Raw genomic sequence first — 24174 nt, 5'->3', positions numbered from 1 at the left:
TGGACCGAGATATGAAGCTTACCATCGAGCGGGCGGCGCTGCTGAAGGCGCTGGGTCACGTGCAGAGCGTCGTTGAGCGCCGCAACACCATCCCGATCCTGTCGAACATCCTGCTGTCGGCCGATCGCGACACCCTGTCGTTCTCGGCCACCGACCTGGACATGGAGATCATCGACGAGGGCCTGGCCCAGATCGACGTGCCCGGCCAGATCACCGCCCCGGCCCACACCCTGTATGAAATCGTCCGCAAGCTGCCCGACGGCTCGGACGTCTCGCTCAGCTTCAGCGGCGACGACCCGCGCCTGGTGATCCAGGCCGGCCGCTCGCGCTTCAACTTGCCGGTGCTGCCGGCCGGCGACTTTCCGGTGATGAGCAGCGACGGCCTGTCGGGCCGCATCTCGGTCGACACCAACGAGCTGATCCGGCTGATCGACAAGACCCGATTCGCGATCTCGACCGAAGAGACCCGCTACTATCTGAACGGCCTGTACCTGCACACCGTCAACGACGGCGGCGTGACCAAGCTGCGCGCCGTGGCCACCGACGGCCACCGCCTGGCCCTGGCCGAGATGGACGCTCCCGAGGGCGCGGCCGGCCTGCCCGGCATCATCGTGCCGCGCAAGACCATCCAGGAGGCCCGCCGCCTGATGGAATCGGCCGGCGAGCAGGTCGACCTGCAGGTCTCGGCCCAGAAGGTCCGCTTCGAGTTCGGCCGCGCCGCCCTGACCTCCAAGGTCATCGATGGCGCTTTCCCGGACTATTTGCGCGTCATCCCGCGCGACAACGCCAAGATCCTGACCCTGGACAACGACCTGTTCGCCAAGGCCGTCGATCGGGTGGCCACCATCTCGGCCGAGAAGAGCCGCTCGGTGAAGCTGGCCGTCGAGCCCGGCCGCATCACCCTGACGGTCCGCAACATGGAGGCCGGCCAGGCGGTGGAAGAGGTCGAGGTCGACTACGACGGCGAGGCCTTCGAGATCGGCTTCAACGCCCGCTACCTGCTGGACGTCTGCGGCCAGATCGGCGGGCCGATCGCCGAGTTCCGCTTCGCCGACCCGGCCTCGCCCACCCTGGTGGTCGACCCGACCGACCCGGGCGTCAAATACGTGCTGATGCCGCTGCGGGTGTAAGGCTTCCAGCGTCGAATCTTCTGGAAACGGGCGCCGCGTGCGCCCGTTTTGCCGCGGAAATTCGAACCTCCCGCCCGATCAATCCAGGATTGACGGACTCCCCAAAGTCCCCTCCCACTGTGTCCACAAGACGAGGGGGGACGATTGGGCGATCCGAAGGGGCCACTGTCGAGCCAAAGCGCCGAGGCCGACCGGCGCGGGCGTCGGAACATCCTCGACAGCGGCATGAGCCTGGGCGGATGGATCGTGATCGCCGCGTCGCTGGGCCTCTGCGCCGCGTTCTATCTGGCCCAGAAAGACGCGTCGACGGACGAGGCGACGTTCTGGAGCCTTCGCGGTCCGCCCTGCCCGTCCCTGGACCAAGCCAGCTACCAGCGCGCCTGGGGGACGGCTCAGGTCACGCGGTACGACGGGGCGAGCTTCGAATACCGGGTCGGCCACATGATGTGCACCCGACGGCCCGACGAACGCGGAGCGGGCCTGCATCCCGTCTGTCAATTCACGGGACCGGTCTTTCTGGGCGTCGAAACCGGCGGCGAGCGCTACTATTTCGCGCCGCCCTCACGCTATGCGGCCCGCGTGGCGATCCTGGACGGCCAGCCCCGTTGCGTGCTGATCCCACGCTTCAAAATGAACGCTCATCGATAGAGGCAGACCGCCTGGCAGACGGCGTGATCTCAAGCGACCCCGAGAACCCGCACGACCAACCAGAGCGCTCCGCAAACGACCGCCCAACCGATCGCGATACCGAGTTCGGGATTGTTTTGCCACCACTGACGCGTGGCGTCGGAAGCCTTGAGTCTCATGTTCCCTCCCCAGGGTTTGTTACCGCTATTCAGGCCCTAGACACGCCGCCGCGCAAGCAACTTCCGGTACCTGCGACGACTTGCGCAGTCGTATCCAGGTCGAGCACGCCCCTTGTCGCAGTCTTTTCGCGTGCTAGCCTCCGTTTCTAAGAAGACGGGAGGGATGCGCATGGCCAGGGTCAGCTACATGACGGTGGGGTCCAACCGGCTCGAGGAGGCCAAGGCCTTCTACGACGCCCTGCTGGGATCGATCGGCATGAGCGGCGTCTTCGAGCACCCGTCGGGCGGGCGGCTCTATCGTGGCAAGGGCACGGGCCTGTTCGGCGTGCTGGGCCCCTATGACGGCCAGCCAGCCTGCGTGGGCAACGGCGTGATGGGCGGTTTCGACTTCGAGAGCCGCGAGGCGGTCGACGCCTTCCATGCTCAGGCGATCGCGCTGGGCGGGACCTGCGAGGGCGCGCCGGGCGAGCGCATGCCCGGCGCCTATTTCGCCTATTTCCGCGATCTCGATGGCAACAAGCTCTGCGGCTACAAGTTCGGCTGAGGCTCGGCTTCCGATCGGGGGCCGAACCCCCATATCCTCGCCCAGGCGCCCTTCCGGCGCCGGCGAGGAGCGTTCCCCATGGGCATGGACATCAGCGGCCGCGCGGCCTTGGTCACTGGGGCGTCGTCGGGTTTCGGCGAGGCCGTGGCCCTGGGCCTGGCGCGGGCCGGAGTCAGGGTCGCCCTGGCGGCGCGGCGAGAGGATCGCCTGCAGGCCCTGGCCCGGCGGATCACCGAGGCGGGCGGCGAGGCGAAGGTCATCGTCGCCGACTTCAGCGATGAGGCCCAGGCCCAGCGCGCTGTCCGCGAGGCCGAGGCCGCCTTCGGCCAGCTGGACATCCTGATCAACAACGCCGGGGTCATGTACCTGGAGCCGGTGGCGGGCGCGGACCTGGCCCGCTGGCGGTCGATGATCGAGCTGAACCTGCTGGGCCTGATCGCCGCCACCCAGGCCGCCCTGCCCGGGATGATCGCTCGCAAGGATGGCCATGTCGTCAACATCGCCTCGACCGCAGCCCACGTCTCCAATCCCCTGGCCGCCGCCTATTCGGCCACAAAATTCGGCGTGCTCGGCTTCTCCGAATCCCTGCGCAAGGAGGTCCACAAGAGCAACATCCGGGTCACGGTGATCTCGCCCGGCATGGCCGCCACCGAGCTGCGCGACCACATCGCCGTCGATGCGATTCAAACCACCATCAACGAGGCCGCCGCAGCCATGCGCCAGCTGACCGCCGAGGACGTCGCCGACGCCATCCTCTACGCGGTCACGCGCCCGGCCCACGTGACCATCAACGAGATCCTGATGCGCTCTACCGACCAGGAGCGGTAGGCCCCGGCTTCGACCCAGTTCCGCCATGATGCGGGCCTAGCCAGCGATCCTCGCCGAAGGAGTCCGCCATGCGCGTGATCTGGGAACGAATTAGCGTCGTCGTGTTCAGTGGCGCCGGCTGGCTGCTCGTCCTGCTGGGCGCCCCGCACATGCTCCACGCCCTGCGCGGTCCGCCGCAGCTGATGGCCCACGCCGGCGTCGGTCGGCGCCGCGACCAGGGCTGACCGGTTCCCGCGCATCGACGGATTTAGACCTGCGGCCCGAATAGGCTAGAAGGCGCGAGTGAGCCGCGCCGCCCTTCTTTCGCTGACCCTGACCGACTTCCGCTCGTACGAGCGCGCGCGGCTGCGCCCCGAGGGCGCCAGCGTCTACCTGTTCGGACCCAACGGGGCGGGCAAGACCAACCTGCTGGAGGCCATCAGCCTGCTGTCGCCGGGCAAGGGCCTGCGCGGCTCCAGCCTGACCGAGGTCGGCCGCCGCCTGCCGGGCGAAGCGGCGGGGCGGGCCTGGGCGGTCGCGGCCGAGGCCCAGGCGCCTCAGACCGATCCTGGCGACGACGAGCCCGTCCGCCTGGGCACGGGCGTCGAGCTGGCCGGGGCCGCGCGCCGCATCGTGCGCATCGACGGCGAGACCGTGCCGCCTGGCCGCCTGGCCGACCACGTCCGCCCGATCTGGCTGACCCCCGCCCAGGATCGGCTGTTCCTCGAGGCGGCCGGCGAGCGCCGCAAGTTCTTCGACCGCCTGGTGTTCGCTGGCGAGCCCGACCACGCCCGCCACGCCAACGCCTATGACAAGGCTCAGCGCGAGCGCATGCGGCTGCTGACCGACGCGGCCGAGACCGGCCAGCCGGCCGATGCGGTCTGGCTGACCGCCCTGGAAGCTCGGCTGGGCCAGGCCGGATCCCTGATGGCCGGGGCCCGGGCTCGCACCCTTCTGGCCCTGCAGGCCGAGATCGACGGCCGCGGCGACCGCCCCTTCCCCCGCGCTCGCCTGGCCCTGACCGGCGAGTGGGAAAAACTGGCGCTGGAGGGCGTCGAGACGAGCGAAATCGAGGCCCGGCTCGCCGCGGCCCTGGTGGCGGCCCGCCCCCGCGACGGGGCCGCCGGACGCGCCCTGACCGGCCCGCACCGGGGCGATCTGGCCATCCACCACGTCGACAAGGACCGTCCCGCCGCGGAATGTTCGACCGGGGAGCAGAAAGCGCTGATTCTGAACCTGGTTTTGGCCCAAGCGGCGCGACTTTCGCGTGCGAACGACGCGCCGAATCCTATATTGTTGCTCGACGAAGTCGCCGCGCATCTCGACCTGAAAAGGCGGGCCGCCCTGGCCGACGAAATCACGGCGCTCGGCCTGCAGGCTTTTCTGACAGGCACCGACGAGTCGCTGTTCGACCATCTGAAAGGTCGGGCTCTCGGCGTTCGCGTCAGCGAACTCGGCCTGACCGCATTGGAAGACGTATGACCGAAGAGACCAAAGGCCCTGAAGCCGACGCCAACACCGATCGCCTGACCACCGCGGACGGTTCGGAAATGTCGGCCCCCGAAGTGATGACCGGCGAATACAGCGCCGACTCCATCAAGGTGCTCAAGGGCCTGGACGCGGTGCGCAAGCGCCCCGGCATGTACATCGGCGACACCGATGACGGCTCGGGCCTGCACCACATGGTCTACGAGGTGGTCGACAACGCCATCGACGAGGCCCTGGCCGGCCACGCCACCAAGGTCGAGGTGATCCTCAACGCCGACGGCTCGGTGACGGTCACCGACGACGGCCGAGGCATCCCGGTCGACATCCACGAGGGCGAGGGCGTCAGCGCGGCCGAGGTCATCATGACCCAGCTGCACGCCGGCGGTAAGTTCGACCAGAACAGCTACAAGGTCTCGGGCGGCCTGCACGGCGTGGGCGTCTCGGTGGTCAACGCGCTCAGCGACTGGCTGGAGTTGAAGATCCATCGCAACGGCCGCAGCCACCAAATGCGCTTCGAGCGCGGCGACGCGGTGACCTCGCTGAAGGAAACCGGCGATTCGCCCGTGCGCGCCGACGGCCCCAAGGCCGGCGAGGTGCTGACCGGCACCGAGGTGACGTTCTTCCCGTCGCTGGAAACCTTCGCCTTCATCGAGTTCGACCGGAAGACGCTGGAGCATCGCCTGCGCGAGCTGGCCTTCCTGAACTCGGGCGTGACGATCTATTTCCGCGACCTGCGCGACGCCGAGACCTGGGAAGAGAAGCTGCACTACGAGGGCGGCATCGAGGCCTTCGTGCGCCATCTGGACAAGGCCAAGACCCCGCTGCTGAAGACTCCGATCGTCATCCGCGGCCGCAAGGACAAGGTCGAGGTCGACCTGGCTGTCTGGTGGAACGACAGCTATCACGAGCACATGCTGTGCTTCACCAACAACATCCCGCAGCGGGATGGCGGCACGCACCTTTCGGCGTTCCGCGGCGCGCTCACGCGGATCATCACCAACTACGCCGAGAGCTCGGGCATCACCAAGAAGGAGAAGGTCAATGTCGGGGGCGAGGACGCCCGCGAAGGCCTGACCTGCGTGCTGTCGGTCAAGGTGCCCGACCCCAAGTTCAGCTCGCAGACCAAGGACAAGCTGGTCTCGTCCGAAGTGCGCCCGGCCGTCGAGAGCCTGGTGCAGGAAGGCCTGGCAACCTGGTTCGAGGAGCACCCGAACGAGGCCAAGGCCATCGTCTCCAAGATCGCCGAGGCCGCCGCTGCCCGCGAGGCCGCCCGCAAGGCCCGCGAACTGACCCGCCGCAAGAGCGCGCTCGACATCACGTCGTTGCCGGGCAAGCTGGCGGACTGCTCGGAGCGCGATCCGGCCAAGTCCGAGATCTTCATCGTCGAGGGCGACTCGGCCGGCGGCAGCGCCAAGCAGGCCCGCAACCGCGACAACCAGGCCGTCCTGCCCCTGCGCGGCAAGATCCTCAACGTCGAGCGTGCCCGCTTCGACAAGATGCTGTCGTCCGACCAGATCGGCACCCTGATCACCGCCCTGGGGGCCGGCATCGGCCGCGACGACTTCAACCCGGACAAGGTGCGCTACCACAAGATCGTGCTGATGACCGACGCCGACGTCGACGGCGCCCACATCCGCACCCTGCTGCTGACCTTCTTCTATCGTCAGATGCCGGAGCTGATCGAGCGCGGCTACATCTACATCGCCCAGCCGCCGCTCTACAAAGCCGCCAAGGGCAAGTCGTCGCGCTACCTGAAGGACGACAGCGAGATGGACGCCTTCCTGGTCGACGAAGGCGTCGACGGGGCCGAGCTGGACCTGCCGTCAGGCGAGCGCCGCACCAGCCAGGACCTGCTGGCCCTGGTCCAGCTGTGCCGCCAGGCCAAGGGCAACATCGACCGCCTGTCGCAGCGCGCCCCGGCCTTCGCCATCGAGCAGGCGGCCCTGGCCGGCCTGTTCGGGGACACGCCGGACATCGCCGCCGCCGCCAGGCGTCTTGATCTGTATGCGGAAGAAGGCGACGGCCCGTGGTCGGGTGAGCGCGGCGACACCGCCTATGTGTTCAAGCGCATCCGCCGCGGCGTGACGGAAAGCGTGGTGCTGGACGACGGCCTGCTGCACGCCGCCGACGCCCGCCGCCTGGCCGAACGGGCCGGCGCCCTGGCCGAGGTGTTCTCGGGCTCGGCGATCTTCCGCCGCAAGGACAAATCCACCACCGTGCGCGGCCCGCTCGACCTGGTGGGCGCGGTGCTCGACGCCGGCCGCAAGGGCCTGTCGATCCAGCGCTACAAGGGCCTGGGCGAGATGAACCCCGACCAGCTGTGGGAAACCACCCTGGACGTCGAGGCCCGCACCCTGCTGCAGGTCCGCGTCAACCACGCCGACGACGCCGACGACATGTTCAGCCGCCTGATGGGCGACCTGGTCGAGCCCCGCCGCGAATTCATCCAGGAAAACGCCCTGGACGCCGAGGTGGACGTCTAAGGCTGCGCAGCCGTTGGTCCGCGCCAAATCTTCTGAGAACGCCGCGGAAAGTTCTGAGAGTTCGGTCAAGCGAACGAGAACGAATTAGCGATTTCGTCCGCACCACAGACTGTAGACTGGGAATTGAACGGTGGAACGGCCCTTGGTCGGTCCACCGTTCGGGGCTGCTCGAGGTCCAACTCGAGGCGGTCGTTCGTCGCATGAGGCCGTTCCTAGAGCGTATGCTCGGCCCACGACCGAATGGGTGAGCGTCCGAACGTCAAACCAGACCTGCATTTGCGATCCCCCCCCCCCCCCCGCGCGAATGAATCCATTCGCGGATTCGGGCGTTTCCGGGATGGAGGAGCGACCGATGCCCGAGATCCAGACCTATCGCGTTCATGCTCGCGACGACCGTAGCCACGGCCACGTCGTGGACGCCGCCAGCTTCGAGGAAGCGGCGATCGCGTTCGTGGAGACGTGGCGCCCGCCCGTCGACGCCGGCAACGAGGTTTCGGTCATCGTCCGCGAGGCCGACAGCGGCCTGGAGCTTTGCTATCGGATCGACCTGGACAGCGGCGACGCCGCGCCTTGCCCCCCATAGTCTTTGAAGGCTCGGCCGCCGGCGAAGATCGTCGGTGGAACACTGCGCCCGCGGCGGCGCGGTCGGGTGTAACCCGCAGCTTGCTCCCGTTTCCACATAGGCTGTATATAGCGCGCTATATTGATGAGGCGCGTAATGACCCCAGACACCCTCGCCGACCTTGGGCCAGCCTTTCTCGGCAGCCGGCTCAAGCGGCTCTCCGACCGGCTCCAGGCCGAGGCGACGGCCGTGCTCCAGGCGCACGACCTGCCGATCCAGCCCGCGCAACAGGTGCTGCTGGCGGCGCTGAAGCAGGACGGCGCCCTGACGATCGGCGCCCTGGCCCAGCGCCTGCGGATCAGCCAACCGACCATCACCCGCACCGTGCAGGGCCTGGTGGACCAGGGTCTGGTCGGGGTCAGCCGCGAGGCCCGCGACCTGCGCCACAAGACCTTGTCGCTGACCGAGGACGGCGCGCGGGTGATCGGCGCGGCCCAGCGCGAGATCTGGCCGCGCGTCGCGGCGGCCGTGACCGAGCTTTGCCAGGGCGGCGAGCAGGCGTTGCTCGACCAGATCGCGGCCCTGGAGGCGCGGCTCGACGCCAGGTCGCTGCTCGACCGCGTGACCTCGGCGCGCGGCCTGACGGTTCGCGACTTCTCCGACGACCTAGCCGGAGCCTTCTACGCGATCAACGCCGCCTGGATCTCGCAGATGTTCGCCCTTGAGGAAAACGACGTCACCCTGTTGGAGAACCCGCGCGCGCTGATCGTCGACAAGGGCGGGGCGGTGCTGTTCGCCGAAACTCCAGACCTGGGGGTGGTGGGGACCTGCGCCATCATGAAGATGAAGGACGGCTGGTTCGAGCTGACCAAGATGGGCGTCCTGGAAGCGGCGCGCGGCCGAAAGGTCGGCGAGTTCCTGCTAGCGGCGGCGCTGGACCGGGCCAAGGCCATGGGCGTGGCCGACCGGCTGTACCTGCTGACCAACCGCAAGTGCGGGCCGGCCATCCACCTCTACGAGAAGCTGGGCTTCCAGCACGACGCCGAGATCATGGCGCTGTTTGGAAGCCGCTATGAGCGGTGCGACGTGGCGATGCGGTACAAGCCCGCCTCATAATCACCGGTGTCATCCCGGACGAGCGCGTAGCGCGAAGATCCGGGACCGACGCGTGAACGCAGGCGCTTCCGGCGGTCCCGGATCGGCGGCCCTCCGGGCCTTGTCCGGGATGACAGGCTTTGGGCTTCAGCCAGAAACCTGCGCCGCCATCGCCTTCAGCACCTCGCCGGCCGCGTTCGGGTCGAGCCGAACCTGCAGGCCGCGCTGACCGCCGTTGATGTAGACGCGCTCCTCTGCCAGCGCGTCGGCCTCGATCACCGCCGGCAGCGGCTTGCGCTGGCCGAACGGACTGATGCCGCCGACCCTGTAGCCGCTGATCCGCTCGGCGTCGGCCGGCTTCATCATCTGGGCCGACTTGCCGCCGACCGCCGCCGCCAGCTTCTTCATCGCCACCTCGCGGTCGGAGGGGACGATGACCAGCACCGGCTTGCCGTCGACCAGGGCCATCAGGGTCTTGAGCACCCGGCTGGGCTCCTCACCCAAGGCCGCGGCCGCGGCCAGGCCGATGCTGTCGGCGTCGGGATCGTAGTCGTAGGCATGGACCGTGAAATCGACCCCGGCCTTGGTCAGGGCGAGGGTGGCGGGCGTGGTGCGGGACATGGCGCCACTATAGCCAAGCCGGGCTAGGCGGGGCCAGACCCCGGACGGGCCGAAGCCCTCACCGTTGTCATCCCGGAAGCCTCGCAGAGGCTGTCCGGGATCCAGGGGACTGGGCTGAAGCTGTGCGGCTGTCCTGGGTCCCGGACAAGCGCTGCGCGCTTTCCGGGATGACAACGGTATTGAATTCCAGCTTCCAACTTCCGCACACGCCCTACTTCGGGCAGATCGCGTCGCCCTCGTTCGAGGCCAGTCGCACCTCGGTCAGGGACAGCGAGAACGGCCCGCCGGCGCCGACCACGAACGGCGCGGTGACATGGTCCATCTTCGCGCCGGCCGCCTGGAAGCAGGACAGCTTGATCTTGACGCTTTGCCAGGCGTTCAGCGGCGCTTCCTTGACGGCGGAGGTGACGTCGATCGTCCCGGCGCACGAGGCGTCGTCCGCGCAGCCGATGCTCAGGGTCACCGGACCGGTCGGAGCGGCGTCGATCCGGTAACGGACCATCACCGCCATGTCGCCGGTGGTCTGGCGCGACAGGTCGACGGCCGGGCCGTGGATGGCCAGCGTGCCCTGTCCGGTCCAGGTCGCCTGGCGGGCGTTCTCCTGGGCGCCGGCGTCGATCGCCTTGACCGAGCCCGCCCCCACGAAGTCCATCCGCCAGGGCGCGGGCAGCCGGCCGTCGACGAAATAGCGATCGACGCTGCCGGCGGCCGCCACGTCGCCCGCGACCTCGGGCAGGACGCCGACCTTGCCCGGCTTGGCGTAGGACAGGCCGTAGCCATAGGCGAACTGCGGATCGTAGCCCGGCTGGCCGCGGTTCAACGGCCCCTGGTCGGCGCGCTTGGGCCAGGAGAAGCCGAGCTTGCCCTGGAAGTCGCGCCTGGGCTTGCCGTTCTGGCCGGCCACCAGCACGTCGGCGACCCCGCCGCCCTCGCTGCCCGGTAGCCAGGCGGCGACGAAGGCGTCCGAGGCGTTGATCTCGGGGTTCACCCACAGCGGTCGCCCCGACAGGAACACCGACACCACCAGGATTCCTTGCGCCTTCAGTTTCTTGAGCAGGGCCAGGTCGGTCTTGTCGCCCAGATGGTAGCCGAGGTTGGTCAGGTCGCCCTGGAACTCGGCGTAGGGATCCTCGCCGAACACCACGATGGCGACATCGGGTTTGGTCTTGAACGCGCCGTCGGGCGCCAGCTCTGCCTGGCCGCCGGCGGCCTTCACCGCCTGCTCGAGGCCGCCCCAGATCGACTGGCCTTGGGGGAAGTCGCTGTTCTTGTTGCCCGTGCCCTGCCAGGTCAGGGTCCAGCCGCCCGACGCCTTGCCGATGTCGTCGGCGGCCCCGGCCACCAGCACCTTGGCGCCCGGCTTGACCGGCAGCACGCCGTCGTTCTTCAGCAGCACCAGCGACTTGGCCACCGCCTCTCGGGCGATCGCCCGGTGCTCGGCCGCGCCCAAGCGGTCGAACCGGCCCTGGATCGTGGGGGCGACGCGCTCGAACAGTCCCGTCTTGACCTTGACCCGCAGGATCCGCCGCACGGCGTCGTCCAGCCGCGCCATCGGGATCTCGCCCGCCTTCACCTGGGCCAGGGTGCTGTCGTAGAGGCCCCTCCAGCTGTCGGGAGCCATGTACATGTCGAGCCCGGCGTTCATCGCCTGCGGGCAGCTGGTGTTGGTGCAGCCGGCGAGCTGGCCGTGGGCGTTCCAGTCACTGACCACGAAGCCCTGGAAGCCCATCCGCCCTTTCAGCACGTCGGTCAGCAGGCTCTTGTCGCCGGTGATCTTTTGGCCGTTCCAGCTGGAGAACGAGGCCATCACCGTCAGGATGCCGGCGTCGATGCTGGGCGGATAGCCCTGGGCGTGGATCGCCACCAGCTCGGCCTCGGGGATCCTGGCGTCGCCCTGGTCCTTGCCGCCCTCGGTGCCGCCGTCGGCCAGGAAGTGCTTGGCCGACCCGGCGATATGGCCCGCCGCCAAAGGCTGCCCGGGCTTCAACGCCCCCTGCAGGCCCAGGGTCATGGGGCCCGAATAGGACTTCACCACCTCCGGGTCCTCGGCATAGCCCTCGTAGCTGCGCCCCCAGCGGTCGTCGCGCGGCACGGCCACGGTCGGGCCGAAGGTCCAGTCGCCGCCGACCACAGCCACCTCCTCGGCCGTCGCCTGGCCGATGCGGCCGATCAGGGCCGGATCTCGCATGGCGCCCAGGCCGATGTTGTGCGGGAAGATCGTCGCTCCGACGATGTTGTTGTGCCCGTGCACGGCGTCGATGCCGAACAGCAGGGGAATGGGGACATGGCTGGGCCGGGCGGCGAGGGACTGCTTGCGGTAGGCGTCGATCAGGTCGGTCCAGGCCTGGGGCGGGGCGCGGTCGTTGCCGCCCGGGGCCGAGTTGCCGCCGGCCAGGATCGAGCCCAGCGGATATTTCTCCAAGTCGGCCGGGGTCATCGAGGCGATGTCGCCCTGGATGGTCTGGCCGACCTTTTCCTCGACGCTCATCCTGGCCATCAGCTGGCTGATGAAGGCCTCGGTCTTGGCGTCGGTGATCGCCGCCGGACTGGCGGCCGCGGGCCATTGGGCGGGATGGGCGACGCTGGACTGGGCGTAGGCCGGAGCGCTCGCCAGGCCGGCCGAGGCAATGAGGGTCGAAGCGAGCAGGGCCGAGATCGCAGGACGACGGGAGCGGACGGTCATTCAACACCTTCGGGAAGCGGCCCGGGCGCGCGGGTGCGGGCGCGGGCGCGGGCGGACATTGCGCGGCAAAGAACCGGCGCGACGGGGAGAACATCGTCGCGCCGGAGTTTGGAGAGCCCCCGATGAAAGGGGATCCAGGGCGCGCCGCCGCCGGAGGGTTTGGCGAAGGCGCGTCGTCCCCGCCGGCAGTTCGGCGCTGGAACGGGACGGATCGGAATGGAGCGGACGCCGCTCGCCATCGGGCGCGCGGGCCTGGGGTGGGTGTTTCCTTCCCTGAAGCGGAGGCTGGCGCCCCTCTGACAACGTGACCTCACCACGAATTGACAGCGCTGTCTAGCGGAAGTGTGAACGATATCGGACGGGCGAGGCTCGCGGTGCGCCATGGCTCAGGCGGCGCTGCGGCGGACGATGGCGGCCAGGGCGGCGTCGTGGGTGGGACTTTGGGCGACGACCGTGTCGATCCGCGCCGTCAGGTCCGGCAGGATGGCTCGCACCTGCTCGAAATTCGACGTCTCGACCAGCGGGTCATAGGCCCTGGGCGTCACCCCCATGCCCTCGAAGATGTAGAACCAGGACAGGTCGGTGAACAGCTCGCCGGGCTTGGCGTCGACCCGGCCGCAGGCGCGATAGAGCTCCAGCCGCTCGGCCAGGCGATCGGGCAAGGGCGTGGCGGCCCGCTCGCGCCAGAACGCCGTGTCGTCGCGGGCTGTCGCGCAATAGTGCAGCAGGATGAAGTCGCGATAGGTCTCGTACTCGTCGGCCAGGGCGCGATTGTAGGCGGCGATGTTGACGGGGGCGAAGTCGCGGTCCGGGAAGTGGTCCAGCAGCTTGTAGAGGCCGCTGCACACCAGGTGGATGCTGGTGGATTCCAAGGGCTCCAGGAAGCCCGACGCCAGGCCCAGGGCCACGCAGTTTCGGCTCCACATCGTCTTGCGGCGACCCGCGGTGAAGCTCAGCTTGCGCGGCTCGGCCAGGGGCTGGCCGATCGCCGTCAGCAATTCGTCCTGGGCCGCGCCGTCGTCGATGAAGGCGCTGGAATAGACATAGCCGTTGCCCACCCGGTGCTGCAGCGGGATCCGCCAGCGCCAGCCGGCGTCCTGGGCCACGGCCTGGGTGTAGGGCGGCGGCGGACCGGCATGGGCGGTGGGCGCGGCCAGGGCGCGGTCGCAGGGCAGCCAGCGCGTCCAGTCCTCGTAGCCGGCGCCCAGGGCCTGCTCGATCAGCAGGCCGCGAAAGCCGCTGCAGTCGATATAGAGGTCGGCCGCCAGCTCGCCGCCGCCCTTCAGGGTCAGGGCCTCGATGAAGCCGTCGTCGCGCAGCCGCGCCTCGGCCACCTCGCGCTCCAGCCGCCGCACGCCCCGGCGCTCGGCGTGGTCGCGCAGGAAGCGGGCGACCAGGACCGCGTCGAAATGCAGGGCCTGGCGCAGGCCGGCCAGTGGACCGGGAACGCGCGGATCGGGATGGGCCAGCCGGCCGGCGTCGCCCAGGGCGGCGGCCAGGCTGAACTGCGGCACCGTCGGGTCCAACCCCTGGGCCCGCGCCTTGTGGAACACATGGTGGAAGGGTCGGCGATCGATCGATACGCCGAACGTCCCGAACGGATGCCAGTAGCTGTCGCCGATCGCGCGCCAATCGTCGAACTTGATGCCCAGCTTGAACGTGGCCTGGGCAGCCGGAATGAAGGCGTCGAGATCGACCTCGATCAGCTTCAGGAAGTCGAAGATCGGCGGGATGGTCGCCTCGCCGACCCCGACCGTGCCGATGTCGGGCGACTCGACCAGGGTGATGGCGCAGCCCGTGCCCCGCAGGGCCTGGCTCAGCAGGCAGGCCGCCATCCAGCCGGCCGTGCCGCCGCCGACGATGGCGATCGAGCGGATGGACCTGTCGCTCATGACGTCCTCCCGAACCGAGAGAAGAAGCGGCGCCGGCCCACTGAAGGCCGGCCGGCGCCAGGCGTTCGGCGGGCGACGGGGGATGAGCCGCCGCCTCGCCGGGGAACCTTCGCCCGACCGGCCGAAGGTTCCAACTCAAATCCTCGGAGCGCGCCGGACGTCGCGCCCCGGTCCGGCCTACATGCCGAACTTGAACCGCGCGCCCAGCACGACCCGGCGGTCGCCGGTGGCGTAGCGGAACGGCAGGTTCTTCCATTGCAGGTAGCGGCCGGTGTCTTCCTTGGTCAGGTTGATGCCTTCCAGCACCACCTTGATCCGGTCGTTGATCGCGTAGCCGACCTGGCCGTCGAGCTGGCCATAGGCCCGCTCCCAGGTCCCCAGCTTGTGGGCGTCGTTGACGCCGCCGCTGGCGCTGTTGTCGACGCCGAAGCCGAAGTTGCCCTGGAAGCTCTTGTCACGCCAGGCGTAGGACAGGCGGGCCTCGAAGCCGTGGCCCTCGTAGTAGCCCTGGACGTTGAAGGCGTTCTTGGCCACGCCGGGGATCGGCAGGTCGTCGTCATAGTCGTTGGAGACCGAAGTCTTGGAGTCCGAGTAGGTGTAGTTGGCGGTGAAGCCGAACCCATTGTCGAAGGCGTACTGCGCGGCCAGTTCGACGCCCTTGATCGTGCCGCCCTCGCCATTGATCGGCTGGTTGAAGATGCCGGTCGTCGCGCCCGCCACGGAACCGTCGGCCACCGTCCGCGAGACCGTCTCGGTCTGGATGAACGAGTCGACGTTCTTGTAGAACAGCGCGGCCGAGAACAGGCCCTGCGAGCCCATGTAGCGCTCGTAGGCGACGTCGAACTGCGAGGCGCGATAGGGATCGAGTTCCGCGTTGCCGCCGCTGCCGTTGGTGTAGAGGAAGCGGTTGAGGTTGGGCCCCGGCGTCGAGCTGCGGGTGAAGTTGTAGCTGGAGCCCGTGGCCAGCTGGAACAGGTTCTGACGCGACACCACGCGAGCCGCCGAGACGCGGACCTTGTCGGAGTCGTTGATGTCGAACACGCCGCTGACGCTGGGCAGGACGTCGGTATAGGAGCGCGACGTCGTGATGTTCTCCGGATTGGAGATCACGCCGTTCCAGCTGTCGGTCCCGTAGAAGTTGGGCACGGTCGGGGTGGCGCTGGCGTCGATAGTCAGCTCGGTCTTCACCACCCGCACACCGGCGTTCAGGTGATAGCCGTCATCCGCGCCGCCCGCATCGGCCATGGCGTAGCCGGTGGTGGTCTTTTCCTTGACCTTGAACGACTGGATCGGGTCCCGGTAGTACTTGAACGGCGTCGAGGGATAGAGCGCCGACAGCCACTGGACCGGGTTCTTCATCTGGTCGCGGTTCTGGAACAGGGCCGTGATCCCACCGACGGTCAGGGTCTCGAAGCGTTCCGGATTGGTCGCCGCCGTCTGGTACGGGGTGATCAGGGCCGGCGAGGCGCCGAAGCGGCCGTCGTCGGTCGCGGTCTGGCCGCAGTTGGGACGACCCGGCGTGCCGGCCGGCAGGCCGCACGACTTGAAGCCGATGGCCCCGTCCTGGAAGTAGCCCAGCGGTGTCCAATCCTGGCCCAGCGCCTTGCCGTTCAGCTCGCCCTTGCCGGAATAGTCGGCCAGCAGGAGCAGGAAGTCGGAATCCACCTTGCGCTCGGCGTAGCGGGCGCCGGCGCTGAGCAACAGGTTGCCGTTCTCGCCGAACTCGGGGCGGTACTTGAAGTCGGCCCGAATAGAGGTGTTCTCGATGTCAGTGCGCTCGCCAAACACCCAGTGCGACTTGGCGAAGACGCTGCTGGGGGTGGTGAACTGCGACGGGTTGGCTGGAGTGAAGGTCGGATTGTCGCCGTTGGTGTAGGTATAGGTGAAGGTCGATGGCGCCGTGGCGTTGGGAATGAGCCCGGCCGCGGTGCCGTTGCGCACGGTGTACTGGGTGTAGCGGACGTCGTTGTTGCCGCTGTCGCTTTCGTAGTTGGACTTCGAATAGGCGCCGCGAACGCTGCCGGTCAGGCGACCGCCGTTGTCCCAGTTGGCGGCCAGTTGGAAGTTGTCGGTCTTGGCCTCGGCGTTCTGCACGTACGAGGTGCCTTCGGCCGAGTTGGCGGTCACCGTGCCGGTCTGCAGGACGCCATTGGTATCCTTGGTGAAGCCCGCCGCCGAATAGTTGGCGTTCTCGTTGGCGAACGGGAACTTGATCGAGGCCTCGGAGGTCAGGATCTTCAGGTCGGAGTGGAACCAGTCGGCCGTCAATTGCAACGAGTCGGTCAGGGCGAAGTCGAGGTTGATCGAGGCGCCCAGGCGCTTGCGCTCCTGGTCGCGATAGGTCGCGTAGCGATATTCCGGCGACCAGACGTCGACCGTGCCCGCGCCTTGCGGACGGTCCTCGAAGGCCCAGCCGCCGCGGTTCTCGCCGGCCAGCACGTCGGTGTGGCTGTCGGTTTTGTCATACGAGATGGTGCCCAGCACGGCGAAGCGGTCGCTGAACTTGTGGCCCAGCACCAGCGAGCCGGTGGGGGTCCAGTCGGTGCCCGAACCCTTCTGGCCGCGGATGTCGCCGGCGATGGTGGTGTCGTCGGCCAGGTCGCGGGCGTTGCGGGTCTTCAGGTTGATGATGCCGCCCAGGCCGCCTTCCAGCAGCGAGGCGTCCGGCGACTTGTAGACGTCGACGCCGCCGATCAGCTGCGAGGGGATGCCTTCAAGCGAGTTGTCCTGGGTGATCTTGCCTTCGTAGAGGCGGAAAATCTCCAGGCCGCTGACGAAGATCTCGTTGTTCAGCACCGTGACGTTCTGGTCGAGGCCGCGGATGCGGACCTTGGTGCCCTGGCCGTTCTCGCGGTCGATCTGCACGCCCGGCAGGCGCTGCAGCGACTCGGCGATGTTCTGGTCGGGGAACTTGCCCATGTCCTCGGCGGTCACCGACTCGATGATCAGGTTCGAGTTCTTCTTCAGATTCAGCGCGTTCGCCAGCGAGGCCCGGAAGCCGGTGACGATGACCGCGTCAACCTGAGATGGCTCTTCCTTCTGGGCCGGCGCGGCCTGGGCCAGGGCCTGGCCGGCGCTCAACAGCACCATGGCCGAGGCAGCGCCAAGCAGAGCCGTGCGCGATCGATAAGACTTTGTCGTCATTATGCATTCCCCTGATGTGCGGCAGCAGTTCTCAGCCTCGATCAGCGGAGCCGAACGAGCCAAGACGCGGAGTTTGAGGGATGCCTGCGCATCCTCCCGTGGGTTTCCGGCTTTTTATGAGACGCCGGTAGCTTCAACCTATGGACAACCGACAGCGCTGTCAACTTGCGACAACGGAATTCCGGGGTGAATTCGTCGGTGCAGCTTTCAGGTCACACCCGGGCCAGGGCCGAAGCGATCGCCGCCAGGGTGACGGGCTCCATGACCGCGTAGCCCTCGCGGGTTGGGTGGACTCCATCATAGGCCAGGCCCGGCTTCATGCCCCCCGCCCCGTCGTCCAGCACGGCGGTATAGTCGGCCAGCATCACGCCGCGCTCGACCGCATACGCCTTGATCCAGGCATTCAGGGCCCGGACCTTGGCCGCGGGGCCCAGGCCCGGCCGCCATGGGAACTCCGCCGCCGGCGTGACCGTGGCCAGGATCACGGCGATCCCGTTGGCCTGGGCCAGGGTGGTCATGGCCTGGAGATTGGCCTGGGTGGCGGCGGGGTCGTAGGGGCCGGCGTTCTGGGCGATGTCGTTGATCCCCGCCAGGATGTGCACGGCCGCCGGCTTCAGCGCCACCACGTCGGGCCAGAACCGCACCAGCATCTGGGCCGTCACCTGACCGCTGATCCCGCGGCCCAGCAGGCCGTTGTCGGCGAACAGGGCCGGACGAGCGTCGCGCCAGCCCTGGGTGATCGAGTCGCCCATGAACACCACGCGCAGCCGTTCGGGCGGCAGGTCGCGGTCGACGGCGTTCTCGGCCGCGTAGCGCTGCAGGAACGGCCAGTCGGTGCGCAGCCGCTGCTCCTCGGGGCTCGGCGCGAGCGGGGCGACGGCCTGGGCCTGCTGGGCCCGGGCAAGGCCGGGGACGGCCATGAGCCCGGCCGCGAGCATCGCGCGACGATCCAGCATCAGCGTACCTCCGTCTTGGCGGCGGTCACGTTCCAGCCGCGCAGTTCGACCTTCGCTCCCGGTCGCGCCTGGCCCGGATAGCGGATCTCCACCGTCCGCCGCTCGCCGGGCAGCAGCGAGACATAGTTGTCGGCGTAGTAGGCCGGCAGGATCCGCGCGCCCTTGGCGTCGACCAGGGTCAGCTTGCCGTTCAAGGCCGGGGCCGAACCGGTATTGGCCAGGGTCACGGTGACCACCATCTCTTCCCCCGCCTTGGCGTCGGAGGCCGTGATCGACACCGGCTGGTTGGCCATGGCCGACAGCTTGCGCTCGCCCTGGGCGTCCTTGGCCACCCAGTAGAGGTTGCTCGACAACGGCGCACCGTCGGCGGCGGTCAGGTCCAGCCGCACCACCACCGCGCCCTGGGCCAGCGGGCCGGACAGGTCCAGCGTCTCGCCCAGCGCCGTACCGTTGGCGGGTGCGTCAATCCGCCAGGTTTGGTCGGCCAGCGGCTTGCCGTCCAGCCCCATCACCCGGGCGCGCAGGGTGGCGTCGAAGATCGGCGCGAGGCCGTTGTTGACCACGGCCAGCCGATGGTCGGCCAGGCCCATCTGGGCGTGGACCGTCTCGGCCGCCTTCTGGGTCCCGTAATAGGCGGCGTGGGTGTCGTAGTCGTGGCTGAGGATCTGCCACATGCTGCTGGGCCAGGCCGGCTGGGTCATCCACAGCAGGCGGCCCGAGGATTGGGTCCACAGCTCCTGGTTCATGCCCTCGAAGATCGCCCGGTGGGTCTCGTAGTTCATCAGCTGGGCCTTGCGCTCGAAGTCCTCGAGGCTGACGGCCGGACCCAGCTTGGCGGCCATGGCGTCCAGGAAGGTCTTGGTCGCGCCGTTCCCGGTCGCGTGCCAGTCGTGATAGGCCCAGACGTCGCTGATCGGCCAGCGGTCGGGCGCGGGCACGGCGGCCTCGAACGCCTCCAGGGTCGGGAACGACGGCGTGCCCACCTCGACCGAAAAGCCCTTGGCGTGCTCGGTGAAATAGGTCTCCGGCTCACGGTAGTTGTAGGGCCCGCTGTTCTGCAGGTTCACCCGGTTGGAGCTGCCGGTGTACCAGCGCGTGCCGTCCAGGTCGTGGACCAGCGCCTCAAGCCCCTCGTTGAGGATCGGCTGCGGCACGCCCTCGTTGCGGCCGAACCACAGGGCGATCGAAGGGTGATTGCGATAGCGGCTGATCACGTCGGCGGCGTTCTTCAGGAACAGCGGCACGTCCTGCGGCTCCAGCTGGAAGTCCTGGGTCGAGGCCCAGAAGTCGTTCAGCACCAGCAGGCCGTACTCGTCGGCCAGGTCGTAGAAGACGTCCTCGGTGTTCTGACCCACCCAGTTGCGGATGATGTTGAGGTGGGCGTCCTTGTGCAGGCGGAAATAGGGTTCGAGTCGCTCGCGCGACACCCGCTTGCGCCAGTCGTCCGTGCCCCAGTTGCCGCCGCGCGCGGCGATCTTCACGCCGTTGACCTTGATCACGAGGTAGGGCGTCAGGCCGGTATCGGGCACGTCGCGGACCGCCGGCGAGGTTTCGCCGACCTTGGTCAGCGAGGTCGCCCAGCCGTCGGTCACCTTGCGGACGCCTTCGTGACTGCCATCGGTGATGTCCTGGCCCAGCTGGCGGGCCTTGGCGTAGTCGACCTCGACGCGCCGCAGCTCGCCGTGCGTGTCCATCAGCGACAGCTCGTAGGTCATCTGCCGCAGGCCGATGCGGCTGTCCTTCTGGTCGGAGACCTTGCCGTCGACGCTGGCCAGCAGGCGCAGGCCGTACAGCGCCTGGGCGCCGTAGCCGTTGGGCCACCAAAGCTTGGGGTTCCGGATCGACAGCTGCGGGAAGTCGGCGGGGGTGAACACCACCTGGCTCCGCCCCGGCGCGACGGTGACGGTCTTCTCCACGGCGACCGTGTCGAAGGCGGCGCGGACCGTCGCCTGGATCGGGACGTCCGTCAGGTTCTCGACCGGCACGGCGATCTCGACCTCGGCGACGCTGTTGTCCGCTTTCGGCAGGGTCGTAACGACATGGCTGTCGCCGATCCGCACCGGGCCGGTCGAGCGCAGCACAACGTCCTGCCACAGGCCGGTGTTGCGGTCGCGGACGCTGGGGATCCAGTCCCAGCCCTCGCTGGCGATGAAGGTCGGACCGTCCAGGGCCTGCATGCCGCCGTTCTCGCCGACCCCGGCGGTCAGGGACTCCTCATGGGCCAGGCCCGGATGCGGCGGCGGCGAGACCTTGACGGCGATGGCGTTGGCCACGCCGGGCTTCAGCTTGCCGGTGACGTCGAACTGGCCGCGGATGAAGGCGCCTTTCAGGTCGCCCAGCTTCTCGCCGTTCAGCCAGACCTCGGCGGCGTAGTTGATGCCCTTGAAGACCAGCTGCTGGTGGCGGCCCTCCTGGCCGGCGGGCGCGACAAACTCGCTGCGGTACCAGTAGTCCTGCTTGTTCAGGCTTTCAGGGATGGCGGTGTTGTTCAGGCCGTAGTCGGGGTTCGGATAGACGCCGCGATCGACCAGGGTGGTCAGCACCGTGCCGGGCACGGTGGCCGCGTACCAGGCCTTGGCGTCGTAGCCGGGTTTAGACAGCGCTGTCGGAGCGTCGCCGACTTTCGGGGCTTCGGCCAGCGACCAGCGCTTCAGGGTCCAGGCGTCAGCGCCTTCCGTGGCGGGCGCGGCGACCAGGGCCGGGCCGGCGTAGGGGGCGACGGCGACCGGCTTGGAGAACGGGGCCTTGCTCTTGGGCCGCGTCCAGGCGTCCTGCGGGGACACCTGGCCGTACATCTGGCGCACCTGCACCGGCCAGGTCGGGCTGCCGGGCTCGTACACGGTCAGGTCGGGGTCGGGCTTGGTCGAAGCCAGGGTCTTGAGCTCTGCGGGGGCCAAGGCCGAGCCCTGGGCCGTGAAGCCCGCCACCTTGCCGCCGAACGGCGCCGTCCCGGCCAGCTTGCGCGGACCCAACTGGACGGTGGAGGCCGCGCTGACGGGCGAGGCACGCACTTCCGCGACCTTGGTTCCGTCGACATGGAGCGTGACCGTCGCGCCGTCCGACACCGCCGCCACGTGGCTCCAGGATCCCGGCTTCAGCGCCGTCGCGCCCTTGACCGTGGACGCTCCGGCCCAGACGGCCGGCGCGCCGTCTTCCAGTCCGATGAAGCGGCCGCCGCTAGCCGGGTCGCCGATCCCGGCCACGACCACCCGCCCGCTCGACGCGGACGCCGGCGCGATCCAGCCCTGCAGCGACCACGGCCCCTTGGCCGGCAACGGGCCGCCGGCCAGGGGCTTGACCAAGCCGTCGCCGCCGCGCGGCAGGTCGGCGTTGTAGGGTCCGTAGACGGACGATGTCTGGGCAACGGCCGGCAGGGCGACCAGGGCGGCGCAGGTCGCCAGCAGCGACAGGCGCAGCATCCGGCGGGCGAACTTGGTGGTCATGTCTTTCCTCCTCGGTCGGCCTCTTCGGGCCTTTGGTTGTCTTCAGGGACGTGTCTTCAAGGTCGGGGCAGCAGGCGGCAAAGCGCGCCGCGGTCGTCTTTCGTGGTTTGGGGTCCGGACGGGGCGAAGGCGACCGCCTCGGCCGCTGTCGTCTGGGCGGGCCAGGGCGCCAGGCCCGGCCCGTTCGGATCGCTGGTGCGGGCGAAATTGGCCCAATAGGCCTGGAGCGGCGGCCAGGCGGCCGGGGTTGCGTCGGCCGGCGGCGTGTCGAACACGAAGGGCAGCTCCGAGCCGTGCCGCACGGGTCCCGCGCCAGGGGCGGCGACGGCCAGTTCGTAGCGCCAGGTCCGCTGGCCGGCCGCGACATGGCGGGCCGCCACCCAGGTCGACGGGCAGCGGAAACCGGTGTCGGCGGCGATCTGGTCGGCGGTCTCGTCCGACGCCGCGCCCTGGGCGCCGATCGCGTAGAGCCGGAGCGCCTGGCCTGGGTCTTGGTAGTTGGCCTTCACCCAGGCCGAGGTGTTGGCTGCGCCGCCGTACAGCGACAGTTCGCGGGCGCTGTTGCCGATGATCAGCGGCACGCGGGCCTGGCGGCCGGCGGCCAGGGTCTTGGCCGGCGGCTCGCGGATCACCGCCCCGTCGACCACCGCCTGCAGCCAGACGAAGCCGTCGTCGGCGATCGGCGGCTTCAGGGCGTCAGCGGCGTCCAGCACGGCCGGACCGGGGGCGGCGCGCAGCCCGGCCAGGTCCTTGGCGCCCAGCGCCCGGCCCAGGGCCTGACCCAGCGCCTGGTTCTGGGCCAGGGACCGCGGGGGCAGGCCGAAACCCGCCGTGCCGCTCTGTTCGATGGCCTTGTGGAACAGGCCCCGCGCCGCCGGGGCCAGCATCAGCAGCCCGACGTCCTGGCCGCCGGCCGAGTGGCCGAACAGCGTCACATTGCCGGGATCGCCGCCGAACCGGGCGATGTTGTCCCGCACCCAGCGCAGGGCGGCGATCTGGTCCATCAGGGCGTAGTTGCCCGAGGCTCCTCCGCCCTCAGCGGTCAAGCCGGGATGGGACAGGAAGCCGAAGGCGCCCAGCCGGTACTGGATCGACACCAGCACCACGCCCTGCTCGACCAGACTCGACTCCACCGTGCCCCGCGCCGAGCCGGCCCGGTTGGCGCCGCCATGGATCCAGACCATGACCGGCAGCGGCCGGGCCGGGTTCAGCGCCGGCGTGCGGATGTCGAGATAAAGGCAGTCCTCGCGGCTATCGGCGGCGTCCTTGTCGTTCCAGCCATAGCCCCGCTGCAGGCAGGGCGCGCCCGAAACGGTGGCCTCGCGGGTTCCGGTCCAGGGTGTGAGGGGCGCGGGGGGCTTCCAGCGGCGGTCGCCGACCGGCGGCGCGGCGAAGGGCACGCCGCGGAAGACCGCGCCGGCGCCCCGCGCCCCGCCCTGAATCGTTCCGCTCGTGACCGTGACGATCGCCCCGTCGGCGGCGAAGGCCCTTCCCGCCGTCCCGAAGGCCAGCAGAGCCAGCAGGGCGACGGCGCGACGGTCAGGCGGCGGCATGGGCCGCCGCGGCCTCGGCGGGGGTCCACAGGCGCGCGGCGCCGCGCACGCCCGAGGAGTCGCCCCAGCGGGCGGGGGCCAATCGGGCTCGCCAGCCGTCGGAGAACACGTGGGGTTCGATGAAGCCAGGCAGGCGCTCGTACAGTTCGTCGACGTTCGACAGCCCGCCGCCGAACACGAAGGCGTCGGGATCGACGATGTCGGCGATCACCGCCAGGCCTCGGCCCAAGCGGTCGAGATAGCGGTCGAAGCTGATCACCGCCTCGGCGTCGCCGGCTCGGGCGGCGGCGATGATCGCCTCGCCGGCCAGGGCCTGGCCCGTGCGCTCGGCGTGATCGCGGCGGAAACCCGTGCCCGAGATCCAGGTCTCCAGACAGCCATGCCGGCCGCACCAGCAGGCCGGGCCCGGCGATTCTTCCGGCTTGGGCCATGGCAGGGGGGTGTGACCCCACTCGCCGGCCACGCCGTTGGCGCCCTCGACCAGCTTGCCGTCGACCGCCAGGCCGCCGCCGCAGCCGGTGCCGATGATCACCGCGAACACCGCCGCCAGGCCGGCGGCGGCGCCGTCGACGGCTTCCGACAGGGCCAGGCAATTGGCGTCGTTGGCCAGGCGCACCGGACGGCCCAGACCCGCCTCCAGGTCCTCGCGGAACCGCCGGCCGTTCAGCCAGGTGGAGTTGGCGTTGCGCATCACGCCCGTGCGCGGCGACACCGAGCCCGGCGCGCCCACGCCGATCGAGCCGCGGCCGCCGGCCTGCTGCTCGGCCTGGGCGATCAGGTCGCGGACCGTGACGATGGCCGCGTCGTAGGATCCCGGATTGGGGGCCCGCACGCGAGCCAGGAACCGGCCGTCCGCCGACAGCGCGGCGGCCTCGATCTTCGTGCCGCCAAAATCAACGCCGACCTGCATCAAACCGTATTTCCTCCAGCCGCCGTTCGCCGCCCTTCAGGGCTCGCGCGGCGCGCA

At 69.3% G+C, this 24174-nt stretch carries 17 protein-coding genes; 9 read left to right on the top strand and 8 right to left on the bottom strand.

Annotated features, from left to right (window positions below):
• The first annotated feature begins 11 nt into the window (after nucleotides 1-11).
• The 9 genes from dnaN (at nucleotide 12) to ACSQ2G_RS09275 (ending at nucleotide 8936) form a co-directional block, all read left to right on the top strand.
• Nucleotides 12-1130, top strand: a complete 1119-nt coding sequence (gene dnaN / locus ACSQ2G_RS09315) for a DNA polymerase III subunit beta (protein WP_028040494.1) — start codon at nucleotides 12-14, stop codon at nucleotides 1128-1130.
• 144 nt (nucleotides 1131-1274) lie between these two features.
• Nucleotides 1275-1778 carry a hypothetical protein gene (locus tag ACSQ2G_RS09310; RefSeq protein ID WP_436030213.1) on the top strand — a complete coding sequence of 168 codons (504 nt, stop codon included), beginning with the start codon at nucleotides 1275-1277 and terminating at the stop codon, nucleotides 1776-1778.
• A gap of 327 nt (nucleotides 1779-2105) precedes the next feature.
• Nucleotides 2106-2480 carry a VOC family protein gene (locus ACSQ2G_RS09305; protein WP_436030211.1) on the top strand — a complete coding sequence of 125 codons (375 nt, stop codon included), beginning with the start codon at nucleotides 2106-2108 and terminating at the stop codon, nucleotides 2478-2480.
• Between the two features lie 78 nt (nucleotides 2481-2558).
• Entirely contained in the window at nucleotides 2559-3308 is a 750-nt protein-coding gene (locus ACSQ2G_RS09300) for an SDR family NAD(P)-dependent oxidoreductase (protein WP_436030209.1), read from the top strand.
• 68 nt (nucleotides 3309-3376) lie between these two features.
• Nucleotides 3377-3532, top strand: a complete 156-nt coding sequence (locus ACSQ2G_RS09295) for a hypothetical protein (RefSeq protein WP_436030208.1) — start codon at nucleotides 3377-3379, stop codon at nucleotides 3530-3532.
• Between the two features lie 58 nt (nucleotides 3533-3590).
• Entirely contained in the window at nucleotides 3591-4769 is a 1179-nt protein-coding gene (gene recF / locus ACSQ2G_RS09290) for a DNA replication/repair protein RecF (protein WP_436030206.1), read from the top strand.
• Complete coding sequence (gene gyrB, locus ACSQ2G_RS09285) at nucleotides 4766-7258, top strand: DNA topoisomerase (ATP-hydrolyzing) subunit B (protein ID WP_436030204.1); 2493 nt, start codon at nucleotides 4766-4768, stop codon at nucleotides 7256-7258. Before recF ends, gyrB begins: the two co-directional genes overlap by 4 nt.
• Before the next feature lie 352 nt (nucleotides 7259-7610).
• Nucleotides 7611-7841, top strand: coding sequence for a DUF5961 family protein (locus ACSQ2G_RS09280; RefSeq protein ID WP_436030203.1), 231 nt, complete (start codon nucleotides 7611-7613; stop codon nucleotides 7839-7841).
• Nucleotides 7842-7976: 135 nt separating this feature from the next.
• Nucleotides 7977-8936, top strand: coding sequence for a bifunctional helix-turn-helix transcriptional regulator/GNAT family N-acetyltransferase (locus tag ACSQ2G_RS09275; protein ID WP_436030201.1), 960 nt, complete (start codon nucleotides 7977-7979; stop codon nucleotides 8934-8936).
• Between the two features lie 126 nt (nucleotides 8937-9062).
• Here ACSQ2G_RS09275 and ybaK read toward each other — a convergent pair whose 3' ends face one another.
• From ybaK to ACSQ2G_RS09235, 8 genes are all read right to left on the bottom strand, one after another.
• On the bottom strand, nucleotides 9063-9536 hold the full coding sequence (ybaK, locus tag ACSQ2G_RS09270; RefSeq protein WP_436030199.1) for a Cys-tRNA(Pro) deacylase: 474 nt from the start codon (nucleotides 9534-9536) through the stop codon (nucleotides 9063-9065).
• A gap of 211 nt (nucleotides 9537-9747) precedes the next feature.
• On the bottom strand, nucleotides 9748-12219 hold the full coding sequence (locus tag ACSQ2G_RS09265) for a glycoside hydrolase family 3 protein (protein ID WP_436030197.1): 2472 nt from the start codon (nucleotides 12217-12219) through the stop codon (nucleotides 9748-9750).
• Nucleotides 12220-12605: 386 nt separating this feature from the next.
• Nucleotides 12606-14111, bottom strand: coding sequence for a tryptophan halogenase family protein (locus tag ACSQ2G_RS09260; RefSeq protein ID WP_436030196.1), 1506 nt, complete (start codon nucleotides 14109-14111; stop codon nucleotides 12606-12608).
• 177 nt (nucleotides 14112-14288) lie between these two features.
• Nucleotides 14289-17201 (bottom strand): TonB-dependent receptor, encoded by a 2913-nt coding sequence (locus tag ACSQ2G_RS09255; RefSeq protein ID WP_436030194.1) that lies wholly within the window; start codon nucleotides 17199-17201, stop codon nucleotides 14289-14291.
• A 266-nt stretch (nucleotides 17202-17467) separates the two neighbouring features.
• Nucleotides 17468-18211, bottom strand: coding sequence for an SGNH/GDSL hydrolase family protein (locus ACSQ2G_RS09250; RefSeq protein WP_436030192.1), 744 nt, complete (start codon nucleotides 18209-18211; stop codon nucleotides 17468-17470).
• Complete coding sequence (locus tag ACSQ2G_RS09245) at nucleotides 18211-21654, bottom strand: glycosyl hydrolase 2 galactose-binding domain-containing protein (RefSeq protein ID WP_436030190.1); 3444 nt, start codon at nucleotides 21652-21654, stop codon at nucleotides 18211-18213. The genes ACSQ2G_RS09250 and ACSQ2G_RS09245 overlap by 1 nt, the downstream gene beginning before the upstream one ends.
• A gap of 56 nt (nucleotides 21655-21710) precedes the next feature.
• Nucleotides 21711-23207 carry a carboxylesterase/lipase family protein gene (locus ACSQ2G_RS09240; protein ID WP_436030188.1) on the bottom strand — a complete coding sequence of 499 codons (1497 nt, stop codon included), beginning with the start codon at nucleotides 23205-23207 and terminating at the stop codon, nucleotides 21711-21713.
• The gene (locus tag ACSQ2G_RS09235; RefSeq protein ID WP_436030186.1) at nucleotides 23194-24120 is read right to left on the bottom strand and encodes an ROK family protein; all 927 of its coding nucleotides are present in this window, start codon (nucleotides 24118-24120) and stop codon (nucleotides 23194-23196) included. Before ACSQ2G_RS09235 ends, ACSQ2G_RS09240 begins: the two co-directional genes overlap by 14 nt.
• Between the last annotated feature and the right edge of the window lie 54 nt (nucleotides 24121-24174).

The organism is Caulobacter sp. LjRoot300, assembly GCF_964253875.1.
Taxonomy (GTDB): domain Bacteria; phylum Pseudomonadota; class Alphaproteobacteria; order Caulobacterales; family Caulobacteraceae; genus Caulobacter.
Note: the sequence above shows the minus strand (reverse complement) of the source record. Positions and strands in the feature narration are given on the sequence as shown.